Origin of the sequence: Chitinophaga sp. 180180018-3 (assembly GCF_037893185.1) — a bacterium.
GTDB lineage: Bacteria > Bacteroidota > Bacteroidia > Chitinophagales > Chitinophagaceae > Chitinophaga.
Window position 1 is genome coordinate 1158770 of sequence record NZ_CP140772.1, and the last position, 25394, is coordinate 1184163.

General features: G+C 46.9%; 15 protein-coding genes. 13 read left to right on the forward strand and 2 right to left on the reverse strand.

All coding sequences use genetic code 11. The annotated features are described in order from the left end of the window. Positions 1-7: 7 nt before the first annotated feature. The 8 genes from UNH61_RS04705 (at position 8) to UNH61_RS04740 (ending at position 12893) form a co-directional block, all read left to right on the forward strand. Positions 8-1354, forward strand: coding sequence for a DNA mismatch repair protein (locus UNH61_RS04705; RefSeq protein WP_326990966.1), 1347 nt, complete (start codon positions 8-10; stop codon positions 1352-1354). Continuing rightward, complete coding sequence (locus tag UNH61_RS04710; protein ID WP_326990967.1) at positions 1344-2660, forward strand: DNA mismatch repair protein; 1317 nt, start codon at positions 1344-1346, stop codon at positions 2658-2660. The genes UNH61_RS04705 and UNH61_RS04710 overlap by 11 nt, the downstream gene beginning before the upstream one ends. Before the next feature lie 170 nt (positions 2661-2830). Next, positions 2831-3394, forward strand: a complete 564-nt coding sequence (locus tag UNH61_RS04715; RefSeq protein WP_326990968.1) for a sigma-70 family RNA polymerase sigma factor — start codon at positions 2831-2833, stop codon at positions 3392-3394. Between the two features lie 80 nt (positions 3395-3474). Then, complete coding sequence (locus UNH61_RS04720) at positions 3475-4653, forward strand: FecR domain-containing protein (RefSeq protein ID WP_326990969.1); 1179 nt, start codon at positions 3475-3477, stop codon at positions 4651-4653. Between the two features lie 131 nt (positions 4654-4784). Next, the gene (locus UNH61_RS04725; protein ID WP_326990970.1) at positions 4785-8171 is read left to right on the forward strand and encodes a TonB-dependent receptor; all 3387 of its coding nucleotides are present in this window, start codon (positions 4785-4787) and stop codon (positions 8169-8171) included. A 12-nt stretch (positions 8172-8183) separates the two neighbouring features. Next, a complete protein-coding gene (locus UNH61_RS04730; protein ID WP_326990971.1) occupies positions 8184-9656 on the forward strand; it encodes a RagB/SusD family nutrient uptake outer membrane protein in 1473 nt (490 codons plus the stop codon). Between the two features lie 29 nt (positions 9657-9685). After that, positions 9686-12322 carry a right-handed parallel beta-helix repeat-containing protein gene (locus tag UNH61_RS04735; RefSeq protein ID WP_326990972.1) on the forward strand — a complete coding sequence of 879 codons (2637 nt, stop codon included), beginning with the start codon at positions 9686-9688 and terminating at the stop codon, positions 12320-12322. Between the two features lie 34 nt (positions 12323-12356). Next, the gene (locus UNH61_RS04740; protein ID WP_326990973.1) at positions 12357-12893 is read left to right on the forward strand and encodes a hypothetical protein; all 537 of its coding nucleotides are present in this window, start codon (positions 12357-12359) and stop codon (positions 12891-12893) included. Between the two features lie 163 nt (positions 12894-13056). Here the strand turns inward: UNH61_RS04740 and UNH61_RS04745 are convergent, their stop codons facing one another. Then, a complete protein-coding gene (locus UNH61_RS04745) occupies positions 13057-13269 on the reverse strand; it encodes a hypothetical protein (RefSeq protein ID WP_326990974.1) in 213 nt (70 codons plus the stop codon). Between the two features lie 170 nt (positions 13270-13439). Then, on the reverse strand, positions 13440-16307 hold the full coding sequence (locus UNH61_RS04750) for a triple tyrosine motif-containing protein (protein WP_326990975.1): 2868 nt from the start codon (positions 16305-16307) through the stop codon (positions 13440-13442). A gap of 184 nt (positions 16308-16491) precedes the next feature. On the opposite strand from UNH61_RS04750, the gene UNH61_RS04755 reads away from it, so the two are divergent. The 5 genes from UNH61_RS04755 to UNH61_RS04775 are packed head-to-tail and all read left to right on the forward strand — an operon-like array spanning position 16492 to position 25394. Further along, positions 16492-19575 (forward strand): TonB-dependent receptor, encoded by a 3084-nt coding sequence (locus tag UNH61_RS04755; protein ID WP_326990976.1) that lies wholly within the window; start codon positions 16492-16494, stop codon positions 19573-19575. Positions 19576-19631: 56 nt separating this feature from the next. Then, positions 19632-21167, forward strand: a complete 1536-nt coding sequence (locus UNH61_RS04760; protein WP_326990977.1) for a RagB/SusD family nutrient uptake outer membrane protein — start codon at positions 19632-19634, stop codon at positions 21165-21167. A 40-nt stretch (positions 21168-21207) separates the two neighbouring features. Then, positions 21208-22029 (forward strand): glycoside hydrolase family 16 protein, encoded by an 822-nt coding sequence (locus UNH61_RS04765; RefSeq protein WP_326990979.1) that lies wholly within the window; start codon positions 21208-21210, stop codon positions 22027-22029. A 26-nt stretch (positions 22030-22055) separates the two neighbouring features. Continuing rightward, complete coding sequence (gene bglX, locus UNH61_RS04770; protein ID WP_326990980.1) at positions 22056-24278, forward strand: beta-glucosidase BglX; 2223 nt, start codon at positions 22056-22058, stop codon at positions 24276-24278. Between the two features lie 15 nt (positions 24279-24293). After that, entirely contained in the window at positions 24294-25394 is a 1101-nt protein-coding gene (locus tag UNH61_RS04775; protein ID WP_326990981.1) for a Gfo/Idh/MocA family oxidoreductase, read from the forward strand.

A 25394-nucleotide genomic window follows, 5' to 3' on the forward strand; every position in this document is an offset into this window, starting at 1 on the left:
AACGCATATGATCTTGCATACAGACGAGCAAACAATTGAGGATCTCAGGATATTTGGCAAAAGGGATGTCGGAGGTATCTATGATCTTTACAATAATACGCACACCCGTGGTGGGGAAAAGATACTGGAAGGCATGTTCCGCCATCCATTGTCAGACAAGGAGGAGATTAACAGGCGAAGCAGTATCATCGCGCATTTTGCGCAACTACGTACCGCTTTCCCGTTCAACTCTTCATTGTTTGATGTGGGGGAGAAATATCTTTCTCATGGAACCGCGAATACCGGCCATCAGCCGGCAATGACGGAAAAAGAAATCGGCAACGGCGTTGCAGCAGTATTGGAACTGTTACAGCAGATCAGCCGGTTTATAAAAGGCAGCGATATCTCAGCCATTGCAGCCTATACACCGGAGCGGACGGCCATCGCAGCATTGCTGGCCGATCCTGCCCTGGAACCAGCCCTGAACGAAAAACAGATCAGTAAGTTATCGTATGGCGCCGTAACTGCCTACGACCTGCTGTTCAGAACCCGTGAACGTAATAAGATTGCACAGCTGCTGGGGCATATCTATTTCCTGGATGTATACCTTTCAGTAGCTAAAGTGGCCACAGACAAGAAATTTATATTTCCGAAAGCACTCGATAAAGGCCCCTGCCAGCTGAAACTGGAGGGGGTATATCATCCTTCCCTCAACAATCCCATTGGGAACAACGTGGCAATGAGTGGTACACGCAATGTCATTTTCCTGACCGGCGCCAATATGGCGGGGAAATCCACCTTCCTGCGCTCACTGAGTACCGCATTGTACATCGCGCACATGGGGTTCCCGGTGGCAGCGCGGGCGATGGAATTTACGGTGCTTGATGGTATCTACACAACCATTAACCTCCCTGATAACCTGGGAATCGGCGCCAGCCACTTCTATGCGGAAGTACTGCGCGTGAAAAAGGTAGCTGCAGAACTGAGTAGCGGAAAGGCGCTGCTGGTGATATTCGACGAGCTCTTTCGCGGCACGAATGTAAAAGATGCCCATGAAGCCACTGTGGCGGTTACTTCCGCATTTGCCCGGAAAAAGAACAGCATATTTGTTGTTTCTTCGCATATCGTGGAGGCCGGAGAAGATCTGCAAAAACAGCCCGGCATTGGCTTCCTGTACCTGCCCACCCGCATGAACGGGCATACACCAACATATACCTACACGCTGGAAGAAGGGATCACGGACGATCGTCATGGTATGCTGATCATCCGCAACGAAGGAATACTGGATATATTAAAGAACGGGAAGAAACCCCGTACCGGGAATGACGTGAAAAATATCATTGGTAAAAAACAATACAATAACCATGAGTTTTAGCATAGACAGGCAAACAATGGATGAGCTGAACCTGTTGGGTAAATACCGCAGCGGTTCTGTATACCACTTGTTCAATGAAGTGAAAACAAGAGGAGGGGAGCGGTTATTGGACAATATGTTCCTTCACCCGCTGGAGGACGCAGCAGCTATCAATGCACGGAGCGATGTTTTCCGCTATTTTCAGCAGCTGCAATTGAGCTTTCCTTTTGATGTGCCACAGCTGACATTGATGAGGGAATACCTGGATACCAATACCGGGAAGAATACCTTATTTATGTTGGGAGATATTTTCATGAAGAAGATCCTCTCCAGTCTGACCCATGATGAGCGCTACCGCAAGATAGTACAGGGCTTACAGGCCACCATCGTAACGCTGAAGCGGTGTTATAACGTGGTGGAAGGTATGGCAGCGGACAGAGGCCCTTTTGGCGGTCGTGTAACAGCCATGCGGCAGATATTGTCAGGCAAAGAGCTGGAACGCCTGCTGAACATGGACATCTACCAGGCGCTGCCCGTGAAAACACTGGCTTACTATGATAACCTGCTGAAAGGTAAGCTGAGCAGGGAAATGGAGGAAGTGCTGGCATTTATATACGACCTGGATGTAAATATCGCCGTGAGCAATGTAGCCCGTGCAAAAGCATTTACTTATGCACAGGCCCTGCCGGCAGAGAAGAATACTTTCAACGTAACCGGGCTTCGTCATCCCTGCATCGCAAAAGCGATTGGCAACGACATTTCCATGCAGGGGCACAGCAATGTGCTTTTCCTGACCGGCGCCAACATGGCCGGTAAATCCACGCTGATGAAAGCAGTGGGCATCGGCATGTACCTGGCGCATATGGGTTTCCCAGTTGCGGCTGATGAGATGCAGTTCTCTGTACGGGAAGGGCTATACTCTTCTATCAACGTGGCCGATAATATCCACCTGGGCTACAGCCATTTCTATGCAGAAGTAGTGCGGGTGAAACACGCCGCAGAGGCGGCAGCTACCGGTAAACGCCTGCTGCTGATGTTCGACGAGTTGTTCAAAGGAACCAACGTAAAAGATGCATACGACGGCACGCTGGCGGTAACAGCCGCCTTCGCGGAATATACCAACTGCCTGTTCATTGTTTCCACGCACATCATTGAAGTGGGTGAAGCGCTGAAGGAGAAGGAGAATATTCAGTTTGCTTTTCTGCCTACAGTCATGGAAGGATCCCGGCCGAGGTATACGTACCGGTTGCAGGAGGGGATTACGGAAGACCGTCAGGGTATGATGATTATACGTAACGAGGGGATATTGGAGCTGATCGGCTCCTGAGGTAAGGGAGATATATTACTATTAGCTACTAATTGCTGGTCACTAGCAGTTAGTAGCTTTTTTTATTACCTTAGGCCCGGGCAGAACATTTTACCACGTTAATACCGTATACCAGTAATTCAACCAATTGGCAGCTGTTGACTGAAGCAATGTCATATAATGGAAAGGGGATGCTTTTTCAGATCGCAGACGGGAATCCGGCAGCGATGAAGGCCTTTTTTGATACCTATTATCCGCGTCTTTATTATTTCGCATATAAATTATTGCAGGAAGAAACGGAGGCGCAGGACTTTGCGCAGGAAGCGCTGGTAGCGTTCTGGCAGCGACGGCAGGATTTCCGGCATGCGGAACTACGTCAGGCTGAGGCCTTTCTGTTTACGACAGTACGGAACAAATGCATTAACCTCACCCGGCATCGGAAAATGAAAACCAGCAAACATGCTGCGATATTGATTGAAACACCTGTAGCTGAGGAGACGGTAGAGGCCCGGCTCATCCAGGAAGACGTATTTAATCGCATTTATCAGGAAGTGGAGCAGCTGCCTGCTGCTCAGGCGGCCATTATTAGAATGATATTTGTAGAAGGACTTGAAACGAATGAAATTGCGGAGCGTCTGGCCACTACGCCGAACAATGTCCGTAATCAGAAAGCCCGTGCGCTGGAGAAGGTACGGACACTCATATTAAAGAAAGGGCTGTTGATCACCTGGCTTCTGGCCGTCAAAATTTTTTAATTTTTTTTGTGATGCACCGTTAGGTTCGTTTGTTCTATTATTACCGGTGCGTGAAAATGGCACAGTAACGATCATCTTTTATGAACAGTAACAGAGACTACATAGCCGGGATCCTTTATAAACAGCTGCAGGGCCAGTACCTTACAGCAGAAGAGCAGCAGGCATTGGATCAGTGGTTGGGGCTACACCCTGCCAATGAAACTGTATTTGCCGAAATGAAAGAGGATCAGATGGTGGGTGAATATCTCCGTGAGCGGATGGATGAGGGGAGCCTCGGAAAAGCCTTCGGTATTTTCCAGCAGAAAATAACCATAGCAACACCGGTACGCCATTTATCATGGCGGCGATGGGTGGCCGCAGCTGTTGTGATGGTATTGATTACCGCCGGTGCATGGCTGTTACTGCAACGTAATCAGCAAAAATCATCCAGGGTGCCGGCCCTGGCACAGGTTACCGATATACAGCCAGGCAGGCAGGGTGCAGTACTTACGCTTGCAAACGGCCGCCAGATTGTGTTAGATAGTATACATAATGGCCTGGTGGCGCAGCAGCAAACTACGGCAATTATACTGCATCAGGGAGTGTTGCAATATGAGCAGAAAGGAGATGCGGGTGGAACGGCTGTTTATAATACTATGACCACACCCAGGGGGCGCCAGTTTAGCCTGAAGCTGCCGGATGGTACCCAGGTATGGCTCAATGCCGGAAGTAGCCTTATTTATCCCGCTGCTTTCCCTGCCAATGAAAGAGTGGTAACGGTAGCAGGGGAAGCTTATTTTGAAGTGGCGCCGGATGCAGCTGCCCCCTTTCGCGTAAAGGTGCGCGGCGGAGAAGAAATAACGGTACTGGGCACCGGATTTAACGTGTATGCTTATGGCAACGAGCCGGTGATGAAAACTACACTTTTACAGGGTAGCATAAGCATAACTGCCGGCAACGGAAAAACACTACTGCGGCCCGGACAGCAGGCACTCGTAGATCAGCAGGGCGCCTTGCAGGTTCTGCAAGCCGATACAGATAAAGTGATGGCCTGGAGAAACGGGTTGTTCAATTTCCAGGAGGCTTCTCTGGAAGAAGTAATGAACCAGCTGTCGCGCTGGTACGACATCGACATAGTTTATGAAAAGGGGATTCCAAATATAATGTTCGAAGGAAAAATAAAACGTGACATAGCACTTGCCGACTTGCTCAGATTCCTCGAAGGTGCAGACGTGCACTTCAGAATGGAAGGCAACCATCGCCTGGTAGTTACGCCTTGATCTGTTACATTAACAAACACGTTTGATTCAATTTACATTTTCAGCCAGCTAAGCACACTGGACAGGAGATCCCATGCTCAGGGAAAAGAGCGTATGCAGGACCAATTTTAACAACCAAAATTCAGATGAACATGAAACTGACCTTTCTGTTTCTGGCAGTCGCGTTGCTCGGCGTCAGCATAACGGGCACGTCTCAGACCATTACCTTGAATGTACAAAAAGCGCCGGTGAGGCAGGTGTTTTCCGCCATTGAAAAACAAACCAACTTCGTGATATTTTTCAATAAAGAACACCTGGAGCATACGCAGCCCGTTACCGTAAATGTGCGTAACATGCCCGTTGCGAACTTCCTGGAGCTCGTACTAAAAAATCAGCCGATTACCTACGAGATCTCGCAAAAAAACATCCTGATCAGGCGTAAATCGCGTGCACCGGGTATTTCAGACCAAACAGGTGAAATACACATCAGCGGACAGGTACGGAATTCCGGAGGAGAACCGTTGCCGGGCGCCGGCGTCATGCTGCGCCGTACCGGGCAGGCTATCTCTACAGATTCGCTGGGCCGCTTTACGATGGAAGCAGTTACCGGTGATGTATTGTTGATAACGTTTACAAGCATGGCGCCCTTCGAAATAACAGTGGGCAGGGAAGGCAATATGCAGATTGTACTGTCGCCCACACGTATTTCGCAACTCGATTCGGTGGTGGTAATCGGCTATGGTTCGGTAAATCGTAAGAACCTTACCAGCGCTATCAGCACTATTAAAGTAGCCGATATACCAAAATCTGCCAGCACCTCTGTAGAGCAGATATTGGCTGGCCGCGCAGCGGGGCTCACTGCTGTACAGGGCTCCGGTCAACCCGGGGCAGGCGTATCCGTGCAAATCAGGGGAAATCCATCCTTCGCTTCCAGTGGTGTGCTTTACGTACTGGACGGCGTACCGGTGAATGGTGGCGCCGACGAGATTGGCAGCAATACTTTCTTCGGACAGGGCGTGGACCGCTCGCCGCTTAATTTCCTTAACCCTGCCGATATAGAGAATATTGAAGTATTGAAAGACGCAAGCGCAGCTTCTATCTATGGAGCACGCGCCGGAGCAGGAGTGGTACTGATCACGACCAAGCGGGGGAAGGTAGGCAGGCCCAGTCTTAATTACAGCTACAGCAGAGCTTTTCAGCAGCCTGCAAAGTTTTATGACGTGTATAATGAAAAGGATTTCATGACCCGCCGGAATGAAATTTTCTATGAAGAATACCTGCGTAGCAACAATCTGGCTCCTTATGGAAATAAGGATCCATCTGCAGTACAGCCCTTCAAGCCTAAATATAGCCAGGGGAAAATTGATTCTACCGGGGCGGGTGTTAATATTTTTGACATGATCCGGCAGAAAGCCTTTGTGGAACAGCACAACCTCTCTTTTAGCGGGGGGACGCAACAGACCAGGTATTACTTCTCCGGTAATTATTTAAATCAGCAGGGTATCATCAGCAAATCTTCGTTTAAACGTTATTCCGGGAGATTTAATTTCGACCAGGCCATCACCGACCGGCTCAAGGCCAGTGTGAATATCACAGGCAGTCGTTCCAACAGTCAGAATCTTTCACTGGGCAATAATTATTATCAGACAGCAGGTATCATACTGGCCTCTATCTATCGTTCACCTGTTATTCCGTTATATGATAGTGCGGGCGGGTATGCCCTCAATCCCGAGAATTCACTCATCTCCAATCCGCTGTCCTACCTGACTATTGAGGATAATACGCTGAATACACGTTTGCTTACCAGTGGTAATCTTTCGCTGCGTGTGATAGATGGATTAACTGCCAAAGCTAATTTCAGCTATGATCAATCGTATGTAAAACGTGGTCAATACTACCCTAAAACGTTCCTCTATGGAGCGCTGCATGGCGGCCAGGGAACCATCTTTGATTATTCTGCTAATATTGGCCTGATAGAATATACATTGGACTATTGGAAAGCTTTTGGTAGTCATTCCATCAGTCTGTTGGGTGGCTATTCCTACCAGGTATCTAATTCTGAAGGATTCAATGCCATGAACAGCCAGTTCTTTACAGATGCCTTTCTTTACAATAACCTGGGAGCAGGGTCCGCTTCCAACAGACCGGACGTGGATGTTGGTTCCAGTAAGAGCCAGAGTACCTGGGCTTCCTATTTTGGACGTGCCATTTATACGTATAAGGATAAGTACATCCTGAATGGAAGTATCCGGCGCGACGGTTATTCGGGGTTCACCATTAACAAAAAGTATGGCTGGTTCCCATCGGTGTCGGCTGCGTGGAAAATATCCAATGAACCGTTTATGGAAGCGCTGCCTTTTGTGTCTTTCATGAAATTGAGGGCGGGCTACGGAACTACAGGTAACAGCAATATTGGTAAGAATGCCTTTTCTTATTACAGCACTGCCGTTGACTGGGTGAACTATTCCTATGTGTTTGGCAATAGCCAGTCGACCGGTATACTGTTAGCGCAGCTGGCGAACCCTAACCTCACCTGGGAAAGTGTGGGAGAATTGAATTTTGGACTGGACCTGGGGTTGCTGAAAGACAGGATCAGTATTACAGCGGAATACTTTAATAAGAGGGTATCCAACCTATTGCAATTTCAGAACCTGTATGAATCGTCGCTGGTACCCACTATTGCTTCAAACGTAGGTGTTTCCGGCAGCAAGGGTTTTGAGCTGTCGTTGAAAACAACCAATATCGCCAACAGCAATTTCAGATGGAATACGGAAGTGAATTTCTCCCGTTACGTGGATCGCTGGGTAGAAAGAAGCCCTGAATTTCTGAAAACGAAACCGGCCTACGTGGGCGTGAAAGATCCGTTCAGGGCCATTTATGGGTATCTGACCGACGGTATCATGCAGGCCGGAGAGAAAGCGCCATCGCATACGCCTAATCTGCAGCCGGGCATGATTAAAGTAAAAGATATTAATGGCTATGATGCGCAGGGTAACCTCACCGGCAAACCGGATGGCGTATTGAACACCGCTGACCAGGTATTACTGGGCGATGCGAATCCCGGTTTTAGTTTTGGCTTCAATAACACTTTCAACTACCGCAATTTCGACCTGAGCATATTCATGTATGGCATGCTGCATGTGATCAAATACAACGAAGACAAGGCCAATGCATACGGTACGCTGTATGGTAATATGACGGTTGGCGCCAATGCGCTTGCACTCACAAAGGATGCCTGGGCATACAACAATCAACAAAGTAAAAATCCAAGCGGATTGAATAATCCATACTCACAGTATACCAGCAATTTCTTCAAAGAGCGTGGCGATTTCCTGCGATGCAGGAGCATCGCACTTGGATATAATCTGCCCTCGAAAATACTCGTGAGGCAGCATATCATCCGGAATGCCAGGGTGTATGGCGAGATCCAGAATGCCTTTGTTATCACTAAATACACAGGACTTGATCCGGAACTGACAGGCCAGCTGGTGTATCCTAATCCCAGGACTTTTACCATTGGCGCCAGTGTTAATTTCTAAATCTGATTTATTATGCATGTCTGCAAAAAAATACTTTTCATTATCGCCGGCTGTTCCATACTAACTACCTCCTGTGAGAAAAAGCTGGAGCCTAAGGCATTCTCCGACCTGGCAGACGGAACATTTTATAAAACCGCGTTAGACGGAAAAGCTGCCGTTACCGCCCTGTATGCCAACCTGATGGAGCCCACCGCCTGGAGTGGTGGCTATGGCGCCTCCATACAATCGTGGACCGTACAGAGCTCCATGACTGCAGGAGAACTGACCAGTTCCTGGGGTGATCCCAGATGGGCGCAATTGTTCATGCTGAATTTCAACGATGCTTTTACGGAGATTTCCTTTCACTACAGTGTGCTGATGCGTGCTGTTACCCGCAGTACCGATAATCTTGATAAAATAGGTAAGATCGCTATGGATGCGCAGTTACGGGATCGTTACCTGGCGGAAGTGAAAGCACTACGGGCACATTTTTCACAATTGCTTTTTAGTCTTTACGGACCTGTCTCAATAATCGTTGATCCCCGGAAGGCAGTAGATCCGCAATATGTACCCGAAGCACGGCCTACCCGCGAATGGATGACCGCACAGATTGAGAAGGATTATAAAGAAGCTGCCGCCCTGCTTCCCGCTTCTTACAGTACAGATGACTATGGACGCTTTACACGCGGAGCATGCTATATGGGATTGCTGAAATTGTATATGCAGGAAAAAAGATGGACAGACGCCGTTGCCACTGCGCGCCTGATCATAAAGATGGAAACTGAAGGTACTTATGGGTTGATGGATAACTACAAGGATATTTTCCGGGCAGAATACGAACGTAACAAAGAGATCATCTTTGCTATTCCCTGTATCAATAACAGCAATGTGAACAGTAACAGGTGGCTGGCACATGCGGCGCCATATGATTACAAAGCCCCGGATGGAGGAACACCACCGGCGCGCTGGGGTGGATACAAAATGCCGTGGAAAATGTACAACAAATTTGATCAGGCAGACAAGCGCCTGGAAATTTTGTTGGGCGCATATCCCCGTATATGGGGCGATTTTTACCGCGATCCTGTTGGCGCCATTCCGCTGAAGTATGGTAACGATCCCGCTGCTACATCAGAATCGCAGGGTGTAGATATCATTGTATGGCGTTATGCAGATGTACTGCTGCTGGCAGCAGAAGCTATCAATGAAACAGCGGGACCTAACGCAGAAGCACATATGTTACTCAATCGTGTCAGGCATCGCGCTGGCTTGGGTGATATTCAGGAAACGACAAAAGATGGTTTCAGAAACCGTCTTATGGATGAACGGCTTTTCGAGCTGTGGGAGGAAGGCTGCCGGCGCGATGACCTGATCCGCTGGGGGAAATTCCTGCAGCGTGCACAGGACGACGGATCTGCCTTTGCCAGGAAAGAATTTGCGCTGTTTCCGTTGCCCCGGAAAGCTATCACAGAAAGCAATGGAGCTATAATACAAAATCCAGGGTACTGATTTATTTTATCAACTAAATGAAAACGCTTATGCGCAGTATTTGCCTGGGATGGTTTTGCTGGTGTATGCAGATCATCCTTTCCGCCACAGCGATGGGGCAAACGAGCCTGTTTGTATCGCCTGCGGGAAACGACAGCAATCCCGGTACACAGGCACAGCCCTGGAAAACGATCCAGAAGGCAGCCAATAGTGCTCCCGCCGGCAGTACCGTTTATATCATGGGAGGAACTTATATAGAGCAGGTTGAAATCAATGTATCTGGTAACCCCGGCGCCTATACGGTTTTTAGAAATTATGATGCTAATCCGGTGGTTATTAATGGCAACGCCCAGCCGGCAGTATTGATGAGAATCAACGGGGTGAGCTATGTAGAAATAAGAGGGTTGCAGTTCCGGAACTGCCTCGGTTCTGTTTCCGCCGGAATATCAGTGCAATCCGGCGGCTGGCGTGGCCCTACCCATCATATACGCATCATCGGCAACAGTATCAAAAATCTGTATGCCAGTGCCGATACCACCACGTATCCGCCAAACGTATATGCGGGAGCTATTTCCGTAGCGGGTTATGATTCTGCGAAGGCCATTTCACAGCTGCTGATTGATAGTAACCTGATCGCCGATTGCCGCACTGGCTGGACGGAAGCAATCGGCATCACCGGCAATGTGGATACATTTACTGTTTCCAACAACGTTGTCACCAATACTGGTAATATCGGTATAGATGCTTCCGGCCATTGGGGGCAGTCGAAAAATCCGGCTACGGACTTCGCCCGGAACGGTATTATCCGCGGTAATCTCGTGTACAATTGCAGAAGCCTTGTGGAGGGGGGCGCAGGTGTTTACCTCGACGGAAGCTCCAATATGCTGGTGGAGCGCAATATTGTACACCACAATGCCTGTGGTATTACTATTGGCTGTGAACAAGCCAACAATACTGTGGGGAACAATATAGTACGGGATAATATTGCCTACGGAAACGATGGTTACGGCATAGGAGTAGCGGGATGGTCGCCACAGAACAGGATCATCCGTAATTGCAGTATCACCAATAACACCACTTACGGTAATGCGCAATTGGCTGCCAAGCGTGCTCAGGGCGAGTTGGCAATCTATAATTCCCAAAATCTGGTGGTGAAGAATAATATTTTTTACACCACCAACACCGGCGCTAATGTGATATATATAGATGATACACCTGTCAATTTGCAAATGTCATACAACGCTTACTACGCGGCATCTGCATCGACCAACTTTATTTATCAGGGTACCACTTACAACAATCTGTACGCGTACCGTTCGGGTAGTGGTATGGACAACAATTCATCTTTCACAGATCCGATGTTTGTGAATGCAGGTGCACCCGATTTTCATCTTCAGGGAGGATCCGTTTGCATTGACGCGTGTGACCCGGGATACAACCCGGCTCCCGGCGAAACAGATATGGATGGAAGTAACCGTAAGCAGGGCGTAGCAGTGGATGATGGTGTATATGAATACGCGGGCGGCCGGCCGGGTGGAGGCGGTGGAAGCGGGAATGGGCAGAACAGGTTTTTCAATACAGGAATAATGGTGAATACCGGAACCGCTATATATGCAGGCATCTCCGCTGAAACATTCACCAACAATGGCACCTACGATGCAACAACAGGGAACGATATTTTTACCGGGCCTGCGGGAATGAGCGGTGTGCAGGAAATTACCGGAAGCGCAGCGCCAGCTTTTGGACAGCTGCAGCTGAACAACGGCGCTGCTTTCAGCATCTCCAATACCAGTGGAATTGATGTGGGGCAGCAACTGACGCTGAACAACGGTATCACTACTACCGTGATGAGTCGCCATAAATACGGGGCTATCCGCCTTGGCAGCAATGCAATACTGAATGCAACACCCGGCAATAGTCTGCATGTAAACGGCTATGTCAGCAAAAAGGGCAGCAGCGCCTTTACATTTCCGCTGGGCAATGGTTCCGCGCTCCGCACTGTGCAAATCAGTGCTCCTTCTGCGGCAACTACAGAAATAGCCGTAGCCTGGCTGGAAGGTAATCCTGCCAGTACCATTGATCCGTCGGATAGTAGCACACATCCTGTACAGGGGGCGGCATTGGGCGGAAATATAGTGGCCCTGTATACAGGGGGCAGCTGGGATTGGATCAGCAACCGCGCCAACACCAATGCGCTAACAATTACCGTTTCCCTGCCCGACCTCAGCACTTTTGCAAGTGCCACCGCACTGCGGCTTGCCGGATGGAACGGAAAACAATGGATACCACTCAGCGTTACTGCTACTGCCAACGGTAATACAGCCGGAAGCACGTTGCAGGGAACTATTTCCCCCGATAGCATTTACACAGCTCTGGGTATAGCTAAAATCAATGAAGCAGCTCCTCTGGCGCAGCCAATCATGCAAATGCTGAACCATAATAAAACGCCTGACAAGGATATTGTAGTTGCTCCCAATCCTGCACAATATGAAATACAGGTAAGCGGATTAAAGAAGGGGCATGTGATCAGGCTGTTTGATCTGCAAGGCCGTTTACTGCAGTACAGAGTGGCAGGGTCCAACACGTTATTTCTGCCGCTGGAAAGCTTGTCAGGCGGGTGTTACATCGTTCGTGTGGAAGATCAGACCGGAAACGTTATCACTACAAAAAATATCATGAAACAATAAACTTTCTCCTTACGCCTATTTAAAAACAAGTAACATGAAATACATCTCTTTAATCATTATTTCCGTGTTATGCGTACAAGTGCTTGGTGCGCAAACAAAAATTGGCGCCACTGGCACACCGAATGCCACGCTGGATGTACAAAACGGAGGGGGCAGCTTCAATTTCTGGTCAAGCCTGCCCGTGGCTAAGTTTAATAAACTAAAGTTATTCATCAACACCGAATCATTCACCGATATCAGTACTACAGGTGTTAACCTGAATAATGGTAATAGCATGGGGAATGCCGGCATGATAGATTTCTTTCTGAATACACCGGCAGGAACCGGTTCCAGTACTGCATTTACCATATATACCGGTGTAGATAACGGGATCACTTACAATTGCAAAGCAGCAGGCGGAGCAGGAGTTACCATCACCCAAAGCGGTACTGCTTTCACTATTGTATTTAATAGCGGCGCCACTTACGTGCTGACGTTTGGGGTGGGAAATGGTAATGTATTGTTGAAAGCGCAGAGTGGAACGATTACAGGGAATACCATTATATCTTATTTTGTGAGAGCCATAGAATAGCTGCCAGCGGCTGGCTGCTTTACGGTAAACCATTCAGATTTACCGCAGGTACAACACCTGTAGCTGTACGCGTAAATTTTGTACTGTCGCGATAAACTGAAATAATTGCTATTTCCGATGTGGCTGCCCCGAAAGAGAAAGCTTCCTTTTGTGGCAGCCACACTTAAATACTATCAACTGAAAAATACATCGCCGTTAACAGGCCTTCAGGCAAACCCAATCTCAAAATACTTAAGAACAGCTTTATACTTATCCTATTGCCACTGATTTTTTTCTTGCTCCCTTTTTCAGGCAACAATGCATCAGCTGGAATATTCCAGGTTTTACCAGTGAGGAAGGCGCCTTTTATTTTACCAGCGGCACAATGATGGCGCACGGTTCTTTCAGGTAGCCCCTATTTCTTTGCAAATTCACTTACTGAGATGTACTTCATATATTTCGCTAAAATATGCCGTTACCGGCAATAGAGCAATGAAATTTTGAATTTATTTTTGTATTGTTGCCGATAGAACTATATGGCTAAGCGCCCTTGAAGTACACTTTTATCTAAATCTGATTCAAAAAACTACTCAACGACTGCTCCGTTTGCAGCCCAATCTTTTTCCTGATCCTGTACCGGCTTACTTCCACTCCCCGCACCGTAATATTCAGCAGCTGCGCTACCTCCTTGGTCGTTAAATTCAGCTTAATATAAGTACACATCTTTAAATCCGTTTGGGTAAGCTGCGGATATTGCTTTTTCAGCTTATTCAGAAATCCGTCGTTCAGGTCATCAAAGTGCGCTGCAAACGCATCCCAGTTAGCATTGATCTTTTCCGTATCCCTGATCAGGTCAGTAATACTTTTAATGTCATCCTCATTATTAAGGCGCGATACCTTTTCTTTTATCTTCGTTAAAGTATCAGTGTTTTCCATCAGATGCATACTGGTATTGGCCAATTCCTTTTTCTGGAGTAATACCTCTTGTTCCAGTTTTTCATTTTGAAGCTTGATGATTTCTTTTTCATTTTTCTCCAGCTCCAATTGATGGATGTACTTCAGTCTTTTTTGTTCTTCTTCAAATTTTTCCTGCTGGGTCCGCAATTGGTACTTCAGGTATCTGTGTACTAAAAATATCAACCCGGCGAAAATGGCCATATAGCCGAGCATGGCCCAGGTAGTTTTATACCAGGGGGCTTTTATGATAAAGCTGTAGGATGCAACAGCGGATTCGGTATGTCTGCTGTCACGCGCTTTTATTTTAAAGGTGTAGGTGCCATTTGACAGGTTAGTATAGTCTTTTGCCGTTTTAGCATCCCAGGGCGACCAATCACTATCATAGCCTGTGAGTTGATAACTATATTCAATACTCTTCTGAGATTCATATACCGGTGAGCTATATTCAAAATGATAGGCATTGCAGTTAGATGGTAATTGTAGTATTTCCTGGCTGTTGCGATATCCGCCAAAGATTGTGCTATCAGCTTTTCCGGTGGTGGTTACCAGGTTTATCCGAACGGTTACCGGAGGTTTTATAGATAAGTATTTTTGATAATCAAGATGTATGACCCCTCTTTCCGAACCAATAAAAGTATTCCCCGGGTTATAAGGGTAAATATTTTCAAATCCGGGTAACAGCTGACCGGCTAATTCCGGAAAGTATGTGACCGTATATTTGTTGGCGGAGTCTGTTGGTAGAAGATGCACAACGCCTGTTCCCTTTTCGTTGCAAAACCAGATATTATTTTCCGCGTCTTCCGCCAGGTATCGCACTTTCATGCCCCCAAAAACATCAGCAAGAAATTTAGAAGGAACAAACCTGTTGGTGGAAGCATTGAATTCGTAAATGCCGTGGACGGTAGCAAAGAGGATCTGATTTTTTATCTGGAAAATAAAGTTATTCAGGGTAGAAGGCAATCCGTCATTAGCTGTATAGAGATGTGAAGTGTATTTGTTCTTATCTTGTGAAAGACGAAAGCGATAAATACCGCGATACGGATGCGAAGCCCACACATCATCACTATGGTCCAATGCCATAAAACGGTATGAATCTTTGAGGCCGTCCATTTTTCCTTCATCTTTAAAACTGTTCCCTTCATACCGAAGCCGTTTAAGACCGCTATAAGTACCTACTATGATATCCTGTGCAGGATAAACAGACGACATGGGCAGGAAGTACCAGCAGCCGGCGCCTCCGGAAAGCATCCTGGCCTCGTTTCCCTGTATATCATAACTTCCTCTGTCGTTGCCCAATAACAGATGACCGTTTACTTCTTTAAGGTTCCAGGCTTCGCAATTGTCGGTGTTCTTAACCAGGGAGAAATCTTCTTTCGTTATATGGATATCATTATTATTTTCTAAAGGAGCAGCATACAATCCGTTTGAAGTAGCTACATAGAGCCTGTTATTAAAAATTCGTGTTGAATAGCCGGGCAGGTTGTTTGTTTTACCTATTTGAAGATATCTGATGGCGGAGTTGTAACTTATATAGGTGATCCCGCTGTTCAATCCTGTCCATAAGTTTTTGCTGGCATCCGGGAAAACGCTCAGGGCATTGTTGTTCTGGAGTCCCTGGGTATCGGAAAAGCTTTGCCACACATCGTTTTTTATATTAACGACCACGCAACCGCCGGAGGAAGAGGCCATGACAAATTCAGTATCGCTTATTCTGGCAGCATAATTAATGTAGAGGTTATTGGGCCAGCTATTATGTTGCTGAGTGATGGAACCATTGTGTAATATAAAAAGACCATTCGTTCTGGAGATGATGAAAATACTGTCTTTACTCATTGGAAGTATACCAGCAACGAGCACTCCCGCCAGCTTTTTACCATCGGCTACCGGCACCCACTCATTTTCATGAAGTTGTAGTAACCCCGTCACACGGTCTGAAGCATAAAGCTGATCCCCGGCCCGTGCCATGAATAACCATTGGGAATTGGATACATGAACATGAACTGCGTTGCCATTATACTCAAAAATGCGCTCTTCTGCCTGGAAGAAAACCCTGTTTCCCAGGATGGCAATATGCCATACATCTGCAAACCTTTTATGTTGTTCCGGAATTTTATCTTTTAAAGAGGTATATGCCAATATGCCATTAAGCCCGGGAGAGAAATAGCCTATTTCATCCTGACCGCCTACATATATTTTCCCATCATCACCAACTGCAAGAGACCAGATAACGGTGTTATTGGGCAGTGGATATAATTTCCAGTGACTACCATCGAAAGTTAATAAGCCTTCATTATTGGCAAAATACATCACTCCCTGCTTATCTTGTCCGATTTCCCAGGTCTGACTGCCTGCGTGGTAATCAAATTTTGAGTAGTTGACAACAGCCGGAAGCCCCGGACCATTTTGCGCATGCACAGGATTACTGCTTATCGAAAATAGCCCAATGAAAAACAGGACAATCGGTAAAATCTTGTTCATAACTCAGGTACTACCTGCTGATGTAGTAGTATTGTAGTAGTAGTTTTTGTAGTAAAAATATAGAATTCTGTAGTACGAAGTAGTATTGAAGTAGTACTTTCTGAACAATTTCTGCCCTGCCACCCTACATTTGTTTTTCTGCAATCCACTTATCGAGAAACGAGCCAAAAACTAAATTTTACGTATGAAAAAAAAGTTCTTCAGAATTTTTATCTTCTTTGTACTTACTATTATCGGCCATTTTACAACCAATGCTCAAAACAAGTTATTGAAAGGTACCGTGACAGATGACAAAAATGCACCTGTCATAGGAGCCTCAATAGGTGTAAAAGGTACGGTTATAGGTACCGCTACAAATGAAGTCGGAGCATTTACGCTCTCTGTACCCTCGGGTGCTGACTCTGTTGTTGTATCAGCAATAGGCTTTCTGAACCGGGTAGTTGCCATCACCGGTGGCACCCTGCATGTCCAACTGACGGCCTCCAGGGCCCAATTGGATGAGATAGTAGTAGTAGGGTACGGCACACAGAAAAAAGGGGATCTCACTGCCCCGATTTCAACCGTGAATACAAATGAAATGCTGAAACGCACTACCACTAATCCCATGGAAGCCCTGCAGGGTAGTGTGCCAGGCGTACAGGTAGTTACCAACGGCGCACCGGGCAGTGCTCCGAATGTTCGTATCAGGGGCGTGGGATCATTTAATAACGAAAATCCACTATATGTAGTGGATGGAATGTTCGTAAGCGATATTAGTTTCCTCAACCCTAATGACATTGCCGAGATGTCGATCCTGAAAGACGCATCCGGCGCCGCTATCTATGGGGTACGTGCCGCTAACGGCGTGGTGCTGATCACCACGAAAAAGGGGAAAACTAATATGAAGACCCGCGTCACCTATAACGGTTATGTAGGCGTCCAGAAGCCAACCAATGTGCTCAAAATGGCTAACGGGAAACAATATACTGCGTTTTCTCTCGGGCGGCAATCAGCTGCCGATACCGGTACCGTTTTATTATCTTCTCAACGGTACGGCGGCTCGGGGCTCAACCCAACCACCAGCACCGATTGGTATGATGTTATATTAAGAAAAAGTGCCATGATAACAAATCATGGAATTGACGTCCAGGGCGGAAGCGACAAGGTGAGTTACTCCATGGGCCTGAACTATACCTATCAGAATGGTATCATGAACGCCCAGAACAATTTTACAAGATACAACGGCCGCCTGCAACTGGAAGCCAGGGCATTGAGCTGGCTTAAGGTTGGGTTTTCGGCAATTTTCAATAATTCCATTACGTTCACCCCTAACAATGGCGCCTTTTTGGATGCCTATACAGCCTCGCCTTTATTCCCGGTATACGACAGTGCCAACGTGAATGCCTTCCCGGTTAAATTTACCGCGGCTTCCGTAATAGGCCGGCCGGACGATAAAAACCCGGCTGCCAGTGCCTATTATAATTATAACAGGTCTAAAGCATTCCAGATATTGCCGACTTTATATGCAGAAGCTAATTTCTGGGATAATAAACTCACTTTCAGATCCCAGCTGAGCGAGATATACGGCTCGCTACTGGGAACTCAGTACAGCCCTGCGATGAACCTGGGGCCCGGCGCCGGTTTAACGGTATCGCACCTGACTTCTATCCAGGAACGGACTACCAATTATATATTGGATAACCTGCTTACCTACCGCGACAGTAAAGGCTTGCATCACTGGAGCTTATTACTGGGACAATCGACCCGGGAAGAGCGGTGGCGTCAAACCAAGACCGGAGCGGATAATGTACCAAATGTAGAAGAATCCTGGTATGCCAGTCCGGCAATAGGAACGCTGAATGCAGCCTATTATGGGGAAGATGGTACCCGCAATGCCGGTATCTCCTATTTTACCCGTGGTACCTACGACTACGATAATAAATACCTGCTTACTGCTACCTTCCGCGCTGATGGAAGTTCGAAGTACCAGACAAAATGGGGTTATTTCCCTTCTGTAGGTCTTGGATGGGTAATCAGCCGGGAAGCCTTTATGAAGCAACAGAAAATCTTCGACTACCTGAAACTCAGGGGTAGCTGGGGGCAGCTGGGTAACGATGGTGTGAGTTCCAATGCCGGATACGCCGTCGTAAAATCCGGAAATAACAATTCTGCTGTTTTCGGTAGCACAGCCGGAGCCGTCGGGCAATATGTACCCGGTTATACCGTGAACGGATTGTTTACATCTGTTACCTGGGAAGTGGTAACCGAATGGGATGGCGGTGTTGACTTTGAAATGTTAAAAGGAAGGTTAAAAGGATCTGTCGACTATTACAACAGGCAAACAAGCAAAGCTGCGCTTAGCAGGCCTATTCCTTTTACATATGGTACTATTTATGGCAACTGGGCTGACATGCAGAACACCGGCTGGGATATTGTGCTGAACTGGAACGATAAAATAGGAAGTGTAGGATATCAGATTGGGGGTAATATATCTACTTTAAAAAATAAAGTTACCAGCCTGGGATCCCTTCCCAGTTCAACAAGCGGCTTTCCTGAGTGGACAGCGGAGTTTCCTAATCGCATAGTTGTCGGACAGCCTATCAATTATTTTTACGGATATCAGTTTACCGGCATTTATCAGACGCAAAAGGAGATAGATGACGATCCGGTTGCGCGGCACTACAATCAAACAGCCGCTAACCCTATAGTGCCTGGTTTCCCCAAGTATAAGGATCAGAATGGTGATGGCGTGCTCGATGATAAGGACCGTGTTAATATGGGAAGCTATCTGCCGAAATTTACTTACGGTTTTAATGTAGGGCTTACTTATAAAAACTTCGATTTCAGTGTGGCATTCCAGGGTGTGTCAGGAAATAAGATATTCAACCTTAACCGTGGACGGCTTTACAAAGCTTCCAGCTCCCTTAACATCGACGAGAAATTTGCCAGCAACCTCTGGACTGGCCCTGGCTCAACAAATTCATACCCCTCAGCCTATGCATTAGGATCGGGATGGTTTAAAGTAAGTAACTCATTCTTTGTAGAAAGTGGCGCTTATTTACGCGTGCAGAATATTCAACTGGGATATAATTTCAATGTAGGCAAACAGTCACCTATCGCTATGAGGGTATTTGCTACTGCAGACAGGCCATTTATTTTCACAAAGTATAATGGATTTACTCCTGAAGTGGGTACAAATACAGACCGTGGTTACGCGGTTTCAGGCTATGATGCAAATGTTTACCCGGTTTCTTCATCTTACAGCTTAGGTGTCAGAGCTACTTTTTAGGTAAAACTAAAAGGTGGTTCATCGATATCTGTTAGAGAAATTTAAAAAAGAAAAACATGAGAAGTTATATATCAATATTAATTACAGTAGTACTGTTATCTTCCGGCTGCTCCAAGTTCCTGGATCGTCCAAAGGAAAACCAGCCTCAGATAGCCACTGTCAACTATTCCGATTTGTCGCAGATGTACCAGCCGGTATCAGGCGTTTATAGAACAGCCTCCAGCGGTACTTTTGGGAAATGGATCAGTATTGCCATCCGGTCGGAGCGAAGTGATGATATAGAACCCGGGAATGATGACGCTGGCCAGGTAGGTATCCATAATTTTCAAACTGATGTAACTGTAAAAAGTTACTGGGGCATTAATGATATGTGGATCAGTATGTATGCGGTGGTGATGGGCGCTAACAACGCGCTGGTGGAATTGGAAAAATTTGGAAAAAATATTCCTGCCGGCGATGCGGCCAAAAACAAGCAGCTGGCGCAATACCAGGCGGAAGTTCGTTTCTTCAGGGCGCTTGCCCAGTTTTGGCTTTGCCGCAGTTACGGGGCCGTACCTATACTTGGTATAGAAACTACCGATCCCGCCAAACTGGGTGATGCTACAAAAAGTAGTGTGGAAGATGTAAATAAGTACATTATCTCAGAAATGGATTTCTGCATCGCGAACCTGGAAGATGCCAGGCCTAATGCAGCCGTACATATGGGAGGCGTTACCAAATACACCGCTTTAATGTTAAAGGCCAAGGCTGCTATGGACCTGGCTGGTAACAATAATGGCAGTCAATATTGGGATGTGGTATTGGATTGTACTAACCAGATTGTCAACAGCGGCCAGTTCTCTTTATTCAGCGATTATTACCAGTTGTTTAAAAGGCCTGGTAAATTATGTGATGAGGCCATTTTGGAATTGCAATATTCCGATTTCGGCAAGGCGACCGGCGACGTGGTGAATTCCGGCGGCGTAGGCGAAGAATGGGGAAATTTCTTTTTCTTCCAGGGTCCTGAAAACACCTATAGCCCGGTGATTACCGGTCCGGGTTGGATGGTGCCCACACAAAAGGCAGTCGATTTCCTGAAATCACGTAACGACAGTATCCGTTTAAAAACAGCCATTCAGTATTGCGGCATCAATGGAGATCCTTCTACTTATGCTGTTACACCCGATGGGGATACCATATCCGGCAACGCATCAAGAAAGAAATACTTTAATGGAAAGGCCTATTTCCCCCGCTCGCAAATGACGCCCGACAGGATAGATTTTTATGGATCCAATAACAATATCCGGATAATGCGTTATGCCGAAGCATTATTGATGAATGCTGAAGCAAAGATCCGCAAAGGACAAAATGGAGACGCCCAGGTAAACCTGGTAAGGAACCGGGCAAAACTGGCCTCCATCTCCAATGTTACCCTGACGCAATTACTGGACGAACGCCATGCCGAACTGATATGCGAATGGTGGGGCGAAAGATTCAATGACCTGTTGAGAACAGATCAGGCAGCCACTGTGCTGAAGGGTTTTGTAAAGGGACAAAGTGAATACATTCCTGTTCCGCAGGCGCAGGAAGACGTAAATCCGAAGCTCAAGTAATTTAACATCAAATCGTTTTTAAGCATCGCAATTATAGTAAATGAAAAAAATCAGCGTTTATACAATTTCTTTATGTTTTGTGCTTGGCTCCTTCCAATGGAGCCAGGCGCAAACGCCGTCTGCCAGGCGTCATACAAAATGGAAGCTGACCTGGAGTGATGAGTTTAACTACAAAGGACTGCCCGATAGCACCAAATGGGGCTACGAAACCGGACGTTCAGGCTGGGGAAATAATGAGCTGCAGCTATACACCGCTGCTGATACCAGCAACGCCAAAGTAGAAAATGGGTTCCTGTATATCACCGCCAGGAATACCGGTGGCGGCGATAATAAATATACATCCGCCAGAATGACCAGTAGGAACAAAGGCGATTGGAAATATGGAAAGCTGGAAGTAAGAGCCCAGCTCCCCGCCGGCAGAGGGCTTTGGCCAGCCATATGGATGATGCCAACCAGGAATTCCTATGGAGGATGGCCGGCAAGTGGCGAGATCGATGTCATGGAACATGTTGGCTACATGAAGGATAGCATCTTCGGGAGCCTGCATAGCAAAACCTATAATCATGTCATCGGCACACAAAAAACAAAAGGTGTATTCATCAAAGATCCATACAGCAAGTTTCATGTGTACGGAGTGGAATGGACACCCGATAATATCACATTCCTGTTAGATGGAAAAGTATATTACCAGGGATTCAATGAACATAAAACCTTTGCTGAATGGCCCTTTGATAAACCATTCTATTTATTGTTAAATGTAGCAGTAGGTGGTAACTGGGGCGGAAAACATGGTGTAGACGATACCGTGTTCCCTGCAGCCATGCAGGTCGACTATGTACGGATGTACAAGTGGGTGGAATAGTTATAAAAGTTTAAATATAGGGAACCATGCAATTTAGAAGAATTGCATTCATTGTTATGCCTGTTGTGCTGTGTGTAACTAACAATGCAAGCAGCCAGACTAATAACACGGATGCGCGCGTCAACGCTTTATTGGCAAAGATGACGCTGGATGAAAAGATTGGTCAGTTGAATCAATATAATGGCGATTGGGAAGCAACCGGCCCGGTTACCAAAGATGTAGGCGATAAAATAGCGGAGATCAAAGCCGGTCAGGTAGGCGCCGTGCTGAACATCATGGGTACCACACATGTGAAGGCATTCCAGGATGCAGCCATGCAATCACGGCTGAAAATTCCGCTGCTATTCGGGCAGGATGTGATACACGGCTATAGCATTACGTTTCCCGTACCGCTGGCACAGGCCGCCAGCTGGGATCCGGAGATCATCGAAAAGGCAGAGCGTATTGCTGCTACTGAATCGGCAGCGTCCGGAATTAACTGGACATTCTCTCCCATGGTAGATATATCCCGGGATCCCCGCTGGGGACGGGTCATGGAAGGTGCCGGGGAAGATCCTTTCCTGGGTGCGAAGATTGCAGTGGCGAGGGTGAAAGGATTTCAGGGGAAAGGCCTGGGTACGCCCGATGCTATCATGGCCTGCGCCAAGCATTTTGCCGCCTACGGAGCGGCCATAGGAGGCCGGGATTACAACAGCGTGGACATGAGCCTGCATTCGCTGTGGGAAACCTATCTGCCGCCTTTTCATGCTGCGCAGCAGGCCGGTGTAGCTACTTTTATGAATTCGTTCAATGATCTGAATGGAGTGCCGGCTTCTGCCAGTAGTTATCTGCAACGGGATATTCTCAAGGGCAAGTGGGATTTCAAAGGGTTTGTCGTGAGCGACTGGGGATCAATAGGTGAGATGATCAATCATGGATATGTGAAAGATAACTATGAGGCAGCAGAAGTAGCCATAAAAGCCGGAAGCGACATGGACATGGAAAGCCGCAGCTACATCAGGCATTTGAAGCAACTGGTAACAGATAAAAAGGTAGATATTGGATTAATAGACGATGCTGTGCGCAGAATACTCAAAAAGAAATTTGAATTGGGACTATTTGAAAACCCATATCGCTTTATTGATGCAGGCCGGGAACGGACCATGCTGAACAGGCCTGAGAATATGGCCATTGCAAGAGACATAGCGCGCAAAAGTATGGTGCTGTTGAAAAACGATCATCACCTTTTACCGCTTACCGGGGTGAAAAACATCGGACTGATAGGGCCGCTGGCAAAAGCGAAAAAGGAATTGAAAGGATTCTGGTCTTTGAATGTAAACCGGGATGAAGATATTCCTTCCCTGGTGGAGGGATTGCAATCACAGCTGCCGGATACAAAACTGTTGTATGCTCCAGGCTGCGGTATTGCCGACTCTTCCCGCTCAGGTTTTGATGCAGCGATGGCGGTTGCCGCTAAGTCAGATGTTGTTGTTATGGCAATGGGGGAAGCGCCGGATATGACCGGTGAAGCCAAAAGCCGCTCCAACATTCATCTTCCGGGCATACAGGAAGAACTGATAAAAGCAGTTGTTGCCACCGGAAAGCCGGTAGTACTCGTATTAATGACCGGCCGGCCGATGGTTTTCGACTGGGCAGCGGATCATGTGCCGGCTATTGTATATGCCTGGTGGCCGGGCAGCCAGGGCGGAAATGCAATGGCAGATGTACTCCTGGGCAAGTATAATCCCTCCGCAAAATTGCCCATGACATTTCCACGGTCGGAAGGACAAATTCCTATCTACTACAATCACTACAACACCGGCCGGCCTCCGGCAAGCGATACAGACAGGTTTTATAAATCGGCGTATACCGATTTGCTGAATTCTCCACGTTATGCCTTTGGATATGGATTGAGTTATACCAGTTTTGCTTACAGCGATCTGAAGTGGAAGAAAGACAATAACCGCATTATTGTTTCTTTCAATGTAAAAAATACCGGTGATAATGAAGGAACTGAAACGCCGCAGTTGTATATTCACAATATAGTATCCAGGCCGCTGCGCCCGGTGAAAGAACTGAAAGGATTTACAAAGATTTTTCTTCGGCCAGGAGAAACCAAAAGTGTAACCATTGACGTTACCAAAGAAGAACTCAGTTCTTATAATGAAAAACTGGAGAAAGTGGTGTTGCCAATATCCTGTCAGATAATGATAGGGAGTGCATCTGATGACATCCGGTTACAGACAGCAACGATTACTAACATTTTTTAATAAATCTCTTTAAACATGAGAAGGGTAAAAGTAGCCATATTAGGAGCCGGATTTATTGCCGATATTCACATGGAAAGCTATGAGCGATATGTTCCGGAAGCGGAAATAGTGGCGGTTTATACAAGAAATGCAGAGAAGGCTGCGGCCTTTGCTGCCAAACATCATATTGCTCAGCACTTTTCTTCCATAGACGATTTAATCCGGAATACCGACTTTGATGTAGTGGATATCTGTTTGCCTAATTTCCTGCACAAGGAAGCTACATTGAAAGCTGCCGCTGCCGGTAAGCACATCATTATTGAAAAACCTTTAGCTGTTACACTGGAAGAAGCCGATGAAATGATTGCAGCCTGTGAAAAAGCAGGAGTGAAACTGATGTATGCAGAAGAGCTTTGCTTTGCGCCCAAGTATGAGCGCGCCCGGAAGCTGGTGGAAGAAGGAGCAGTGGGAGATATTTACATGCTGAAGCAATCGGAAAAACACTCAGGCCCGCATTCCGACTGGTTTTACGATATTACGCAATCAGGCGGTGGCGTGCTGATGGACATGGGCTGCCATGGTATAGCCTGGTTCAGATGGATGTTGAAAAATAGTGTAGCCGTGAGCGTTACCGCATCCATGAAAACGGTATTTCATAAAGAAAGAACCCGTGGGGAAGACAATTCTATTGTCATCATTGAATTCGAAAATGGTGTAACAGGCGTAGTAGAGAACTCATGGGCAAAACATGGCGGCATGGACGATCGCAGCGAGATTCATGGCACAGGCGGCGTGGCGTATGCCGACCTGTTCACCGGAAATTCTGTACTGGCCTATAGCAAAAACGGTTACGGCTATGCCATGGAAAAAACAGATACTACCGTAGGATGGAGTTTTTGTATGTTTGAAGAAGCCTTTAACCAGGGATATCCCCAGGAACTGAAGCACTTTATCGACTGTGTGCAAAATGACCGCGAACCGCTGGTGACGGGGAAAGACGGAAGAGCTGTACTGGAAATTATTTATGCTGCCTATGCATCCGCAGGACAAGGCAAAAGGATAACACTTCCATTTGATCAAAGAGTAGAAAAACCCATTGACTTATGGTTGCAACCATCCACCACCACTAAATATTGA

Excerpts from the sequence above, each read along its gene's own strand:
- UNH61_RS04705 (WP_326990966.1), top strand. The coding sequence starts at position 8 with ATGATCTTGCATACAGACGAGCAAACAATTGAGGATCTCAGGATATTT.
- UNH61_RS04710 (WP_326990967.1), top strand. The coding sequence starts at position 1,344 with ATGAGTTTTAGCATAGACAGGCAAACAATGGATGAGCTGAACCTGTTG.
- UNH61_RS04715 (WP_326990968.1), top strand. The coding sequence starts at position 2,831 with ATGCTTTTTCAGATCGCAGACGGGAATCCGGCAGCGATGAAGGCCTTT.
- UNH61_RS04720 (WP_326990969.1), top strand. The coding sequence starts at position 3,475 with ATGAACAGTAACAGAGACTACATAGCCGGGATCCTTTATAAACAGCTG.
- UNH61_RS04725 (WP_326990970.1), top strand. The coding sequence starts at position 4,785 with ATGAAACTGACCTTTCTGTTTCTGGCAGTCGCGTTGCTCGGCGTCAGC.
- UNH61_RS04730 (WP_326990971.1), top strand. The coding sequence starts at position 8,184 with ATGCATGTCTGCAAAAAAATACTTTTCATTATCGCCGGCTGTTCCATA.
- UNH61_RS04735 (WP_326990972.1), top strand. The coding sequence starts at position 9,686 with ATGCGCAGTATTTGCCTGGGATGGTTTTGCTGGTGTATGCAGATCATC.
- UNH61_RS04740 (WP_326990973.1), top strand. The coding sequence starts at position 12,357 with ATGAAATACATCTCTTTAATCATTATTTCCGTGTTATGCGTACAAGTG.
- UNH61_RS04750 (WP_326990975.1), bottom strand. The coding sequence starts at position 16,307 with ATGAACAAGATTTTACCGATTGTCCTGTTTTTCATTGGGCTATTTTCG.
- UNH61_RS04755 (WP_326990976.1), top strand. The coding sequence starts at position 16,492 with ATGAAAAAAAAGTTCTTCAGAATTTTTATCTTCTTTGTACTTACTATT.
- UNH61_RS04760 (WP_326990977.1), top strand. The coding sequence starts at position 19,632 with ATGAGAAGTTATATATCAATATTAATTACAGTAGTACTGTTATCTTCC.
- UNH61_RS04765 (WP_326990979.1), top strand. The coding sequence starts at position 21,208 with ATGAAAAAAATCAGCGTTTATACAATTTCTTTATGTTTTGTGCTTGGC.
- bglX (WP_326990980.1), top strand. The coding sequence starts at position 22,056 with ATGCAATTTAGAAGAATTGCATTCATTGTTATGCCTGTTGTGCTGTGT.
- UNH61_RS04775 (WP_326990981.1), top strand. The coding sequence starts at position 24,294 with ATGAGAAGGGTAAAAGTAGCCATATTAGGAGCCGGATTTATTGCCGAT.